General features: G+C 40.4%; 13 protein-coding genes. 4 read left to right on the top strand and 9 right to left on the bottom strand.

Going from position 1 to position 10,942, the window contains the following annotated elements:
• Positions 1-90: 90 nt before the first annotated feature.
• Both bcp and AN394_RS15350 read right to left on the bottom strand, forming a co-directional pair.
• Positions 91-570, bottom strand: a complete 480-nt coding sequence (gene bcp / locus AN394_RS15355) for a thioredoxin-dependent thiol peroxidase (RefSeq protein ID WP_054563594.1) — start codon at positions 568-570, stop codon at positions 91-93.
• A 10-nt stretch (positions 571-580) separates the two neighbouring features.
• Positions 581-1,114, bottom strand: a complete 534-nt coding sequence (locus AN394_RS15350) for a glycine cleavage system protein R (protein ID WP_054553746.1) — start codon at positions 1,112-1,114, stop codon at positions 581-583.
• A 368-nt stretch (positions 1,115-1,482) separates the two neighbouring features.
• On the opposite strand from AN394_RS15350, the gene bamC reads away from it, so the two are divergent.
• Both bamC and AN394_RS15340 read left to right on the top strand, forming a co-directional pair.
• Entirely contained in the window at positions 1,483-2,544 is a 1,062-nt protein-coding gene (bamC, locus tag AN394_RS15345) for an outer membrane protein assembly factor BamC (protein ID WP_054563595.1), read from the top strand.
• A 71-nt stretch (positions 2,545-2,615) separates the two neighbouring features.
• A complete protein-coding gene (locus AN394_RS15340; RefSeq protein WP_054563596.1) occupies positions 2,616-3,983 on the top strand; it encodes a YjiH family protein in 1,368 nt (455 codons plus the stop codon).
• Between the two features lie 33 nt (positions 3,984-4,016).
• On the opposite strand, the gene AN394_RS21725 is transcribed toward AN394_RS15340, so the two are convergent.
• Positions 4,017-4,163, bottom strand: a complete 147-nt coding sequence (locus AN394_RS21725; RefSeq protein ID WP_082401729.1) for a DUF2897 family protein — start codon at positions 4,161-4,163, stop codon at positions 4,017-4,019.
• A gap of 39 nt (positions 4,164-4,202) precedes the next feature.
• Positions 4,203-4,739, bottom strand: a complete 537-nt coding sequence (locus AN394_RS15335) for an acyloxyacyl hydrolase (RefSeq protein WP_054563597.1) — start codon at positions 4,737-4,739, stop codon at positions 4,203-4,205.
• A 235-nt stretch (positions 4,740-4,974) separates the two neighbouring features.
• Between AN394_RS15335 and AN394_RS15330 the strand changes: the two genes are divergently transcribed.
• Together AN394_RS15330 and AN394_RS15325 are read left to right on the top strand one after the other, a co-directional pair.
• Positions 4,975-5,568: a phospholipid-binding protein MlaC gene (locus AN394_RS15330; RefSeq protein WP_054563598.1), complete on the top strand. Its 594-nt coding sequence runs from the start codon at positions 4,975-4,977 to the stop codon at positions 5,566-5,568.
• Between the two features lie 300 nt (positions 5,569-5,868).
• Entirely contained in the window at positions 5,869-7,206 is a 1,338-nt protein-coding gene (locus tag AN394_RS15325; protein ID WP_054563599.1) for an ankyrin repeat domain-containing protein, read from the top strand.
• Between the two features lie 88 nt (positions 7,207-7,294).
• Here AN394_RS15325 and AN394_RS15320 read toward each other — a convergent pair whose 3' ends face one another.
• The 5 genes from AN394_RS15320 to AN394_RS15300 are packed head-to-tail and all read right to left on the bottom strand — an operon-like array spanning position 7,295 to position 10,830.
• Positions 7,295-7,750: a DUF2069 domain-containing protein gene (locus tag AN394_RS15320; RefSeq protein WP_055021925.1), complete on the bottom strand. Its 456-nt coding sequence runs from the start codon at positions 7,748-7,750 to the stop codon at positions 7,295-7,297.
• A complete protein-coding gene (wrbA, locus tag AN394_RS15315) occupies positions 7,747-8,301 on the bottom strand; it encodes an NAD(P)H:quinone oxidoreductase (protein ID WP_054563601.1) in 555 nt (184 codons plus the stop codon). The genes AN394_RS15320 and wrbA overlap by 4 nt, the downstream gene beginning before the upstream one ends.
• On the bottom strand, positions 8,301-8,648 hold the full coding sequence (gene arsC, locus AN394_RS15310; protein ID WP_054563602.1) for an arsenate reductase (glutaredoxin): 348 nt from the start codon (positions 8,646-8,648) through the stop codon (positions 8,301-8,303). Before arsC ends, wrbA begins: the two co-directional genes overlap by 1 nt.
• A gap of 54 nt (positions 8,649-8,702) precedes the next feature.
• Entirely contained in the window at positions 8,703-10,163 is a 1,461-nt protein-coding gene (locus AN394_RS15305; RefSeq protein ID WP_055021924.1) for a M48 family metalloprotease, read from the bottom strand.
• Position 10,164: 1 nt separating this feature from the next.
• Entirely contained in the window at positions 10,165-10,830 is a 666-nt protein-coding gene (locus AN394_RS15300; protein WP_054563604.1) for a hypothetical protein, read from the bottom strand.
• Between the last annotated feature and the right edge of the window lie 112 nt (positions 10,831-10,942).

Raw genomic sequence — 10,942 nt, 5'->3', positions numbered from 1 at the left:
TAACTCGTAACTCGTAACTCGTAACTCGTAACTCGTAACTCGTAACTCGTAACTCGTAACTCGTAACTCGTAACTCGTAACTCGTAACTATCAATTCTGCGCTAAATAGTCCAACACCACCTGATGATGGTCTTTAGTTTTGAACTTATCAAACACGTGTTTGATTTTACCGTCTTGGCCTACAAGGAAGCTAATACGATGAATTCCTTCGTATTCTTTACCCATAAACTTCTTGTAACCCCAAATACCAAAGGCATCAGCAATCGCGTGATCTTCGTCGGCTAGTAAATCAAAGTTAAGCTCTTTTTTGGTTTCAAAATTCTTTAAACGCTTGATTGGATCTGGGCTGATACCCACAACACGCGTGTTAAATTTAGCAAGCTCAGCTTTTTCATCACGTAAGTTCTCTGCTTGTACAGTACAACCTGGTGTTGACGCTTTAGGGTAGAAATAAACCAGTACTTGCTGCTCTTTTAAAAGATCAGCTAGCACGATAGTTTCATCATTCTGATTTTGTAAGCTAAAAGCAGGGGCTGTATCACCTGCTTGTAATGGATTAATTGTTTTCATGCTTTGCTCCTTAGCGAATGCGTCTGAAAATATAATCTACGTTCAAACTACGAGAAAGATCTTCAAAGCTCACTTTAAAGTTATCAATATCGACTTCAACAGGAATATTAAACTCGAGTTCGCAGCGCATTTTAAGCTCGTCATCTTCATCGTAAGTGTCTGACTTGAGAGAACAAATGCTGATGTTGTTATCAGCAAAAAAGCGCGTAACTTTACTTAATGTTCCTGGTGTATCAATACCTGTGTATTCGAGGGTGTAACCGGCACAAAATTCACATGCAACATGACTTGCTGTGCGTTTCATCATGGTTAAAAGGCCAAGCTCCATACCTTTAGTTGGCAATGTATGTTCAATACGGCTAATTGCCGACATATCACCTGCTAATAGCATGATAAAGGTAAATTCGTTGCCCAAAATAGCAATGCGACTGTCAATTATATTGCAATGGCAATCACTCACTAACTGAGTTAATTCGCTAACGATACCGGGTCTATCTTCGCCAATCGCAGTGAGCACTATCTGATGATTTGTAAAAGCAGTCATGGAATTTTAAATACCTAGTAAATAACAATACCAATGGATATAAGCTTAAATAAGCTTTGATTTCACGTGAGTTTAATACCGCACGGCGGCGAAGTTTAACATAATTTGCTCCGTTAACGATAGCGGCGATTAATTAAGCCGTGAATAAAGTGCGCTCTTTCTTGTTTTTAGGGGCATCAGAAAGTACCATAGTTAAAATTTTGCAAGGCGATAAGCAATCAAATACGTTACGCTAGCCCAATCTATTCGGGTTTTTTGCATAAAAACAATAAATGTAAAGTTAAAAGTGATTTTACAGTGAACCAAATCGGCATTACCCACTCATATATTTGTTAAAAAAATTAAGGGTTTGCTAAGGAGAAATATCTGTGCAGTATTGGATCTCAAAGGCGCTTGCTGTAAGCGTAATGGTAAGTTTAACAGGGTGCGGTGTTTTTACCGATGAAGCGCACCACAAACGCAATTATCGTGCTAACGAAGCGGTGAAAGCTCCAGCAGGATTAGCGCAACCAGCTCAAGATCCAACTTATAAAATGGATGTTGCGCAATACGACAACAATCCTGAAGCTAAAAACTATCGTCCGCCAGCGCAAGTAATTACCATTGCTCAAGGTACTTGGGTTGAAGAAGGTGACACAGAAGCACGTGTCTACTTTGATAAAAACGATGGTATCGAAGATTTAGATGTATTTATCTGGGACTCTATTAAAGCTGTTCTAGCAGAAAAAAATACCGCCGCTTTAAAAGAAGACAAAGCCTCAAATTCAATTGAAACAGGTTGGTATGCCATTATTAAACCTGAAGAAGGTTGGTTCTGGGAAACTGAAACTGAAGTATCACAGCAGCGCTTTATCTTCACAATTGAAGAAAAGTCGCATCAGCGTACAGCTTCGTTAACTTCTAAGCTTGCTGATTATAAAAGTGACTCAGTACCGTTAACACCATTACTACAACAACAGCTTGAAGTTCGTGCATTAAACCAAGTGATTGCTGAGTTTGATTATCGTTACCGTCAACTTGAAGTTGATATGCGTAAAAAACAAGGCATTATTTCATTAGAAATGGGCTTTGATAACAAAGGTAATGCGGCACTGGTTACAGAGCAAGATTACAACATGGTGTTTGATCGTTTCTCAGGTTTCTTAGAACGCTTATCTTTCACTATCGTAGAGATTGACCAAGAGCGTGGTTTGATCACGGCTGATTACAAAAAGCCTGAGTCAAGCGTATGGGATTCAATTTGGGGCGAAGAATTATCTGAACTTCCGATTGAAGATGGCCAATACCAAATTCTTGTTAGCCGCACCAATGATGGCGGCACAAGTTTAACTTGGATGGACTCTGAAGGTTCGACATTAGAGCCTGGTACAATGAATGACCTCCAGCAAGCATTAGAAAATGCACTGCGTCAGCGCGGTATCAATATTTAATAATTAAAAAAGTCAAAACCACCACAAAAAGAGCTTAGCCGCTCTTTTTGTGGTTTTTACAGGTTGAAAATATGTCTAACTTAAACACAGCAAATCGCAGTGACTTGCGAACCTTGTTTACCTTTTTCGTTCCTTCACTTATAGGTGTCTTCTTGTTTATGACGCCGGTACCCATAGGTGAAGCAATGACCATTCCGATTGCTGTTATGGCAAAAGCAGTGCAAGAGTGGATTGGCCCATTTGCACTGGGGTTAATTACCAGCATTGTTTGTATCACCGGTATTTTATCTTTAGTGATAAAGTTGTTTAAACCGCAGCCATTACTTAAGTTCTTTATAATTAAACATTTATTTGATGTTAGTTGGCTGTGGCTGAGTGTTCGATTACTGGGTATGGTTTTTATCGTTCTGACCTACACTAAACAAGGGCCAGAAATGATTATTTCCGGTAATACCGGTGCACTGGTGTTAAACGACTTGTTGCCAGTATTGTTTTCTGTGTTTGTTTTAGCGGGCTTACTATTACCATTATTATTAAACTTCGGCTTGTTAGAGCTAGTCGGTACCTTATTAACTAAAGTTATGCGCCCACTTTTTGGTGTGCCAGGCCGAAGTGCGGTTAACTGTGTAGCATCTTGGTTAGGTGATGGCAGTGTGGGTATTTTGATGACCGCTCGTCAGTATGAAGATAAACATTATACGCAGCGCGAAGCGGCCATTATTGGTACCACTTTCTCAGCTGTATCAATTACCTTTTGTTTAGTTGTGATTGGTCAAGTAAAGCTTGAGCACCTTTTTGCACCGTTTTACTTAACAGTGTGTTTAGCTGGTTTAGCCGCAGCGCTAATTGTGCCTCGTTTACCACCGCTACGCTTTAAAAAAGATCTCTATGTAGATGGAACAGAGCCTGATAAAGACGCAGAGTCAGTGCCTGAAGGTAAAACATTAGTTTCTCATTCACTTGATGTGGCGCTTGCTAAAGCACGCACTGCACCGGGCTTTGCTGGTACAGTAAAAGAAGGCTTACATAACGCATTTGATATGGTATTTGCAGTATTACCTGTGGTTATGGCTGTAGGCACATTTGCCTTGATTATTGCTGAATATACGCCAATTTTTGAGTATATGGGCAAGCCGTTTGTACCATTCTTAGAGCTATTACAAGTACCAGAAGCTGAAGCTGCCGCACAAACAATTATGGTTGGCTTTGCTGATATGTTTATTCCGTCGATTCTTGCCGCTGGTAGTATCGAAAGTGATGTAACACGCTTTATCGTTGCTGCAATGAGTGTGACGCAATTGATTTATATGTCGGAAGTAGGTGCACTGCTTTTAGGTAGCAAAATCCCGGTTAATATTATCGAGTTGTTCTTCATCTTTATTTTAAGAACCTTAGTAACATTACCGGTGATTGTCTTAATGGCACATTGGTTAGTGTAAACTAAGCTGAAGTCTATAAAAGAAAAGCCCTGATTATTCATCAGGGCTTTTTTTATCTTCATTAACATCGCTTTTAGGCACTTTGAAGTCCATTTTTGCTGCATGTTTTAGCAACATAAGGTTACCAATTACTACACCAAATACGGCAACAACAATGGCTATAATTTGCCAAGTTTCCATCTTGAAATCCTGCCGATATACACAGCGATATAGTAGCACTTAAAATCGTCTTGCATAAGACAGTGAAATAAAATCAAGGCCAGGGTTAGGGCTTTTGAACCCCGCATTTGAGTAATGTAAATACCTAAGAGCTAAGGTTGAGTCTTCACCTAGGTCTGCAACCAAACCCAACCTATCCTCAAACTGATAGTGAGTACTAACGTTTTTACCTGCAAAATGGGTGTCATCTAACAGTGAAACCCCGATCCCAAACTCCACATAAACAGGCATGTTTTTCACATTAAATACAGGGTATTGGATCACCGGAGACATAGCTAACACGATATTAGTTTGATGTTTGTTGTCTTTGCCATACTGCCAAATATTAAAACTAGACTCGAAGTACAAACGGGCGTGTTGAAAGGGCAGCTTTTCATTGGGTATATGGTACTGGTAGGCCAGTTTTAAGCCTTTTACATCCCCTTCACCTTGAATGTAATCAACGGCATAGCCATGGTTTGAAGCAGCATAAGTTGGTGTTGCTAGTAGGGCGGCTACACTTAACATAAGTGCTTTTAGTGGGTGTTTTAGTTTCATCTCGGTACTTCTGATTATGACTGTGAGCAAGTAGATAAGGGCGGAGATAAGAACTTTTCAATGTGCGTAAAAACACAGAAGCTGTGCACATTCTCATATTTTTTAGCAATTAACTGAAAACTATGGGAAAAATCGATTGGTGCTTAATTGGCATTAAAACGGTGTCGGATTGTTTCTTTTTTTATGGATTTAATATCGGTATATTAGCGAAAATTTTCGTTGAGAGGTGAACACGATGACCAAACTAGTTAACTCATTTTTGCTTATAGCTGCGCTTTTTACTGCAACTGCTTTTGCCAGTGAAGACCGCTCGCCTAAGCAACTATTAGAATCAGTCACAGCAGATTTATTTGTTGATATCGCAAATGTAAATGCAAAAGGCGATGCAAGCTCAGAAGCAATGGCGAACATTGTAGAAAAACGCTTATTGCCGCACATGGATATTAAGTTTGTATCGTATAAGCTTTTAGGTAAGCACATTAAAGGCCTACGCCGTGACCAAGCCGTTGATTTTATTGCTGCGGTTGAGCATTACTTAACAGTAACTTATGCCGGCGCACTAATGAAATACACAGGCCAAAAAGTTATTTTTGATCAATCACAACTCATCGACGATGGTTATGCAACAGTTAAAACGCAAATTGTTGATGACAATGCGCCAGCCATCGATTTGCACTTTAAATTACGCCAAGGCAAAGATAAGCAGTGGAAAGTATACGATATTGTTGCTGAAGGCATTTCACTGTTAAGCGCGAAGCAAAAAGAAGTTTTACAGCGCATCAGCCAAGTTGGCATTGATGAAGTGACACACGAATTAGCAAGTAAGTAAGTTATCTTAAAGCTCGATTACCTTCACCTCATCGAGCATTTTAGCTACTTTCAGTCTCCAACCAAGCAGTGAGTACCGTCCATGTGCCGCTGCTTTTCTATTTTCTTTAAAAATCACCTACTTTGCGCTAGCACCTGTAACCCTCTGTGGTAGAATCATGCTACTTTTCTTGTTTACCAAAGTATCTGTTCAGATACTGTGTTATTGGTCGCAATATTAAGCAAACTGTCAGTTAAATTTTGCTATAACTAGTTGCTTAATAAGACATCGAATAATGTGCAGCGGAGTTGTGTTTTTTTAATGGAAAATGTACTGATTTGGCCAAAGGAATACCCGTTACTAATCAAAGGATTAGCTGAGCAAAACGGGGCCTATATTTTAGATGCTTTAGAAGCTTGGCCGGCATGTCGTTCTACTAATGAAGATGACGGTGTGTGTACGACGGTTCTTCCGCCTATTTACTACCTTACTTGGTTGACTCCTCTTGAACCGTTTGAAGAGTGTTATTTCCAACATATTTCTGAGTTTGATGAAGCTGCGTTGCATTATATTAATGCTATGAAAACGCATTTCTTAGAAAACGACTACACCCCTGAAAGTCTTGTTTTAATGTTATGCCAGCGCTTAGAGAAGTACGCTAGCGCATTTGCTCAATCGGCTGTTAAAACGCCTATAACTCTCATCCACCAGTTATTTAATCGTCGCTATTTTACTGTGATTGAACATGTTCTTAATCACGGTGCAAAAATGTCTGCGGACGATGTATTAGAGTTGTGGACCGAAGTTGACTTTAGAGAGCGTTTTAGTGGTTTTATTCCTGATTCAGTGGCTGATCTTGAACCATTAACAGCGCTTGCGGCTGAAAAAGTTGCTCACGGTGAAGATTACTTCACCTTACTAAAACTTGTATCACCTGATGTTGATTCAGCATCGTTACTTGAACAAGCTTTACTTGCCCACTTAAGCCACGAAAATGCTAAACAAACTATGGCAAAGCGTTTCATTGAGCAAGGCGCAACAGGTGCTTTAGCTGACGAAAACGGTAAAACAGCGTTTATGTGGGCTACTGAAAAAGGCTATGTGAATGTTGTTGAGACAATACTTGAACATCAAGATAAGAAGGCCCAAGACAACAAAGGGAATACAGCATTACATTACGCTGTATTAGCCGAGAATGGACCTTTACTGGTGTTGCTTTTAAAAGCGGGCTATGACTTTAGAGTCCGTAACAACGACGGTCTAAGTTGCTACCGACTAGCAGTTAGCATTAAAGCGGATAACTTAGTAAAGTGCCTTGAGCATGACTTTGGCATTAAGGAACTTTCGCCAGAAGGGCAGTTTGATCGCGTTAAAAAAGTGCACTTACTACATGCGATTGTAACTGTGTTACTACCTGTGCAGTTGTTCTTCTTTTTTGACGATAGCATTGCTATTAAAAGTGAGTTAACGCTGAGCTTTACGTTGGTTTCGATCTTATGCTTTTTCTTTGCCACAAGCTTGAAACGCTGTGCGCTTTACCCGCATATTCGCCATCCATGGGGGCTGTTTATTTTAAGGCTGTTCTCATTATTTAGCTTAATTGGCCAAGTGGGTCTGGCAAGTATTGTCGCACTAGCCACCTTAGCAGAGTTGGTGTGAACGCATAAAAACTATATAAAGTGACATAAAAAAAAACGGCAACCTAGGTTGCCGTTTTTTGCTTCATTTTTGAAAAAACGAATCGGTATTATTTATCGTGTTCATGAGCGGCTTTTTCTTCTGCCAACTCTTCTTTTAATTTACGTATCTTAAGGCCAAGTTCTTGCCCGCGATGGCGTGCATAATAAGTGCAGCCAATAAACATCAGACTCGCAAAGGCTAACTCAAGTAATACCCAAATTAGCTGTTCTTGTGCGACCCACAGTAATGTAAAACCATGGATGAAATAGAACATCACGATAAAGTTCGCCCAAGCGTAGGTATAAGGCTTATCTTGAATAATGCCCTTAAGCGGTAACAGTAGAGGCAGTATATAAACAACAAAGATAAAGGCGTTACTGTGGCCTTCTCTTGGGGCAATTAAAAACAGCCAAATTGGCATTAAAACTAATAAGCCGATATAACCAATCAGTGCAAAACGTTGGAATCGTTTTGTAATTGGTTTTTTGGCAACAGGCTGATTTAGCTCAGGTTCCAAGCTCATTTTAATTTACTCGCAATCAGTGCTAAGCGTTTTCCAACGCTTTGGCAAATTTTAATTTCGTCTTTACTTAACACATTGCTGTTATTGCTACCGGCCACATGACTCGCGCCGTACGGCGTACCGCCGGTTTCAGTTGCTAATAACTCAGGTACCTCATAAGGCACGCCAAGCAACATCATGCCGTGATGTAACAACGGCAGTGATAGATTCAACAAGGTAGCTTCGTTACCACCGTGCATACTGCTTGATGACGAAAAAACGCAAGCAGGTTTATCTATCAGCTGACCTTTAAGCCACAGATCACTGGTGGTCTCCCAAAAGCTCTTAGCTTGTGAGGCCATCATGCCAAATCGAGTAGGGGTGCCGAAGGCTAAGCCATCACAATTAATTAGATCATCTTTGCTGATCACAATATCGTGTGGCTGACGTTTAACAAACGTGCGCAATAAGGCGGTTGCACCGTGTTGCTCAATCGACTCGGCTATCTCATGTGCCATTGCTTCTACAGAGCCATGGCTTGAGTGGTATAGCACAACAATGTTTATAGCCATTAAAGTACGCTTAATACGTTTTCTGGTGGACGACCTAGAGCAGCTTTGCCGTTATTTTCAACAATTGGGCGCTCGATTAGTTTTGGATTGGCAGCCATTGCAGCAATTAATTTGTCTTCGTTTTGTTCGTTTTTAAGCTCAAGCTCTTTGTAGATGTCTTCTTTAGTACGCATTAACTCGCGCGCTGAAGTAAAGCCCAGTTGGCTAATTAAAGTCGAGATTTGTTGTTCATTAAGCGGTGTTTTTAGGTATTCAACAACACTTGGTTGTACGTTATTGCTTTCTAATAGGGCAAGTGTTTCACGCGATTTTGAACAACGTGGATTATGATAAATAGTCACAGACATAGTGTGTTCTCACATTTAATAATTTGGCTTATTTTAGGGCAAGCGCCGCGAGACTTAAAGTCTCGCAAGCTCTTTTTGTAATTGGCGGTATTGTGTAAGTAGGGCTTTTAAACGTTGTTGTTTAACTAGCTCTTCAGGCTCAACAAAGTTTAGTGCTTTTTGAATTTCATCAGCTGCTTTTAAATAAGCGCCATATTGGGCAAGCACATCGGCATGCGCTTCATGGTAGGAAGCCATATTTTCTTGCTTTTTATAGACATCAGTAATGAGCTCTTTGGCAAGATTGTTCTCAGGTTTTGCTAATAAATAAGATTTTAAGATACGTTCAGCAAGGTCAAATTGTTTAGCTTCAATAGCGGCATTTGCATAGTTTAAGGCAATCACCTGATTGTTAGGTCTATCGATATCTAGCTTAGCTAAAAACTCTACTGCTTCATTCGCTTTACCTTGCGCAATGAGTAAGTCTGTGTGGGTATCAATATAAAATAAGTTCTTTGGATCTTGCTCAAGCAATGGATTCAAAATGCTGGCTGCTTCATCAAGCTTTTTTTGGTCCAACAAGCTAATACCCAAGCCATATTTAAGTGCAGTGTCGTTATGAACGGTATTTTCACGCATTAATTTACGAAATAAATCTTCTGCAGCTTTTGACTTTTGCTGATATCGAGCAATTACACGGCTCTTAGCTAGGTTAAACTCTAGGCTGTCGGAGTAGTGTCGTTTTGGATACTGCTCGGCACGTAAGCGTACATCAGAAACACGGCTTTCAGGCAATGGGTGAGTTAGCAAAAAGGCTGGCGGCTTATACTTGTAGCGAATTTGTGCAGCAAGTTTAGTTAAAAACTCACTCGATTGGCGAGGATCAAACCCTGCATTATTTAAGGTCTGCATACCAATACGGTCTGCCTCTTGTTCAGCAGCACGACTATGAGTTAATTGACTAAACGCCGCTTGTGTCTGGTTTGCTGAGATAATTGCAATACCAGCGTCAGGTGCAACAACGGTAGCTAAAATACCCGCAATCATACCTGCTATAGTTAACGCGCTGTTATCTTGCTGCTGTTGAATACGGCGGGCTAAATGGCGCTGTGTTACGTGAGCTATTTCGTGCCCAAGTACTGAGGCAAATTGGCTTTCGTTATCGGCTTGTGCGATAAGACCCGTATGCACACCCACATGGCCACCATAAAAGGCAAAAGCATTAATTTCAGCGTTGTTTAACCAGAAAAATGAAAATGGGAAACGCACATCGTTGGCGTTTGCGACTAAACGACGGCCCAAAGTGGTCAGGTACTCATCAAGAACAGGATCACTTACAACGGGTGATGAGCCACGAATTTGCATCATCATCACTTCACCGATCGCTTGCTCTTTTTCAATCGGCAAAGCCTGTAAAGCTGAGGTCCCTAAATCGGGCAGCTTAAAGTTTGTTTGTGCCTTCAACGGCTCACTATGCAGTATTGAAAACGTCAGTAATGCACTGCACAGTGTAATAAAGGCTGATTTTAGTCGCATCTTATTCCTTGTTGATTTGCTCACCTAACATGACTTTTGCTAAGTCTATTTCGTCGCTGCATGCTCGGCTGTCTTTTTCGCACAATTGATAGAAATCTTTTATTGTGACTCCATCTAGCTTAACAACGTTCAACTCTCGTTGTAAAAAAGTTATGATTTTATGCGCTACTTTATGGGCATGAAGAATTAAAGCTTTGTCAGCTTTATCGCCTCTTTCAAAGTAAAAAGCGATGAATTTATGAAGCTGGTTAAAGCGAATAAGGTTTTTCATGGTGTGCGGGTCCCACACCTTAAACTCCATAAAGCGATTGTCTTTGATGTATTGGTCTACCATAACATCTTTAGCATAAGGGTAGGCCCATAATTCGAAACCTCGGTCCGTAAAGCTTTGATGCAAAGCAATGCGCGGTTTTTGCTTACAAACAATTTCGCCCATGTCGGTTTCATGACCACCTAATAAATCAAGGTTCCAGTTGCGTGGATCAATTAATTGTTTAATGGCATTATCAAAACCGTGGTCTAAAATCCCTTCAGATTCGCTAACCGATGATGCCACCATATGATAAAAAGGCGGCAGCTCGCCCCAGTTTATTTGTTTTTTATACCAGTTTATCTCTTTAAGAGTTGGATTCGCAGGTAATTGCGCTTTATTATGCGAGCCAGGCATGGAGTTTCCTTTACTACCAGTTATAGATTAAGGATAAACTATTGTTTTGCGTGTTTTAAGAAAAAAATGAGTTGTTTCTCGTTATAAAGACTTATTTTCGCAAACGGCCTAC

This window comes from Pseudoalteromonas sp. P1-26 (genome assembly GCF_001401795.1).
Classification (GTDB): domain Bacteria; phylum Pseudomonadota; class Gammaproteobacteria; order Enterobacterales; family Alteromonadaceae; genus Pseudoalteromonas.
The sequence above is the reverse complement of the archived record's forward strand: the minus strand, read 5'-3'. Positions and strand labels throughout refer to the sequence as shown.

Coding starts and splice junctions, on each gene's coding strand:
- bcp (WP_054563594.1), bottom strand. CDS start 570: ATGAAAACAATTAATCCATTACAAGCAGGTGATACAGCCCCTGCTTTT.
- AN394_RS15350 (WP_054553746.1), bottom strand. CDS start 1,114: ATGACTGCTTTTACAAATCATCAGATAGTGCTCACTGCGATTGGCGAA.
- AN394_RS15340 (WP_054563596.1), top strand. CDS start 2,616: ATGTCTAACTTAAACACAGCAAATCGCAGTGACTTGCGAACCTTGTTT.
- AN394_RS21725 (WP_082401729.1), bottom strand. CDS start 4,163: ATGGAAACTTGGCAAATTATAGCCATTGTTGTTGCCGTATTTGGTGTA.
- AN394_RS15335 (WP_054563597.1), bottom strand. CDS start 4,739: ATGAAACTAAAACACCCACTAAAAGCACTTATGTTAAGTGTAGCCGCC.
- AN394_RS15330 (WP_054563598.1), top strand. CDS start 4,975: ATGACCAAACTAGTTAACTCATTTTTGCTTATAGCTGCGCTTTTTACT.
- AN394_RS15325 (WP_054563599.1), top strand. CDS start 5,869: ATGGAAAATGTACTGATTTGGCCAAAGGAATACCCGTTACTAATCAAA.
- AN394_RS15320 (WP_055021925.1), bottom strand. CDS start 7,750: ATGAGCTTGGAACCTGAGCTAAATCAGCCTGTTGCCAAAAAACCAATT.
- wrbA (WP_054563601.1), bottom strand. CDS start 8,301: ATGGCTATAAACATTGTTGTGCTATACCACTCAAGCCATGGCTCTGTA.
- arsC (WP_054563602.1), bottom strand. CDS start 8,648: ATGTCTGTGACTATTTATCATAATCCACGTTGTTCAAAATCGCGTGAA.
- AN394_RS15305 (WP_055021924.1), bottom strand. CDS start 10,163: ATGCGACTAAAATCAGCCTTTATTACACTGTGCAGTGCATTACTGACG.
- AN394_RS15300 (WP_054563604.1), bottom strand. CDS start 10,830: ATGCCTGGCTCGCATAATAAAGCGCAATTACCTGCGAATCCAACTCTT.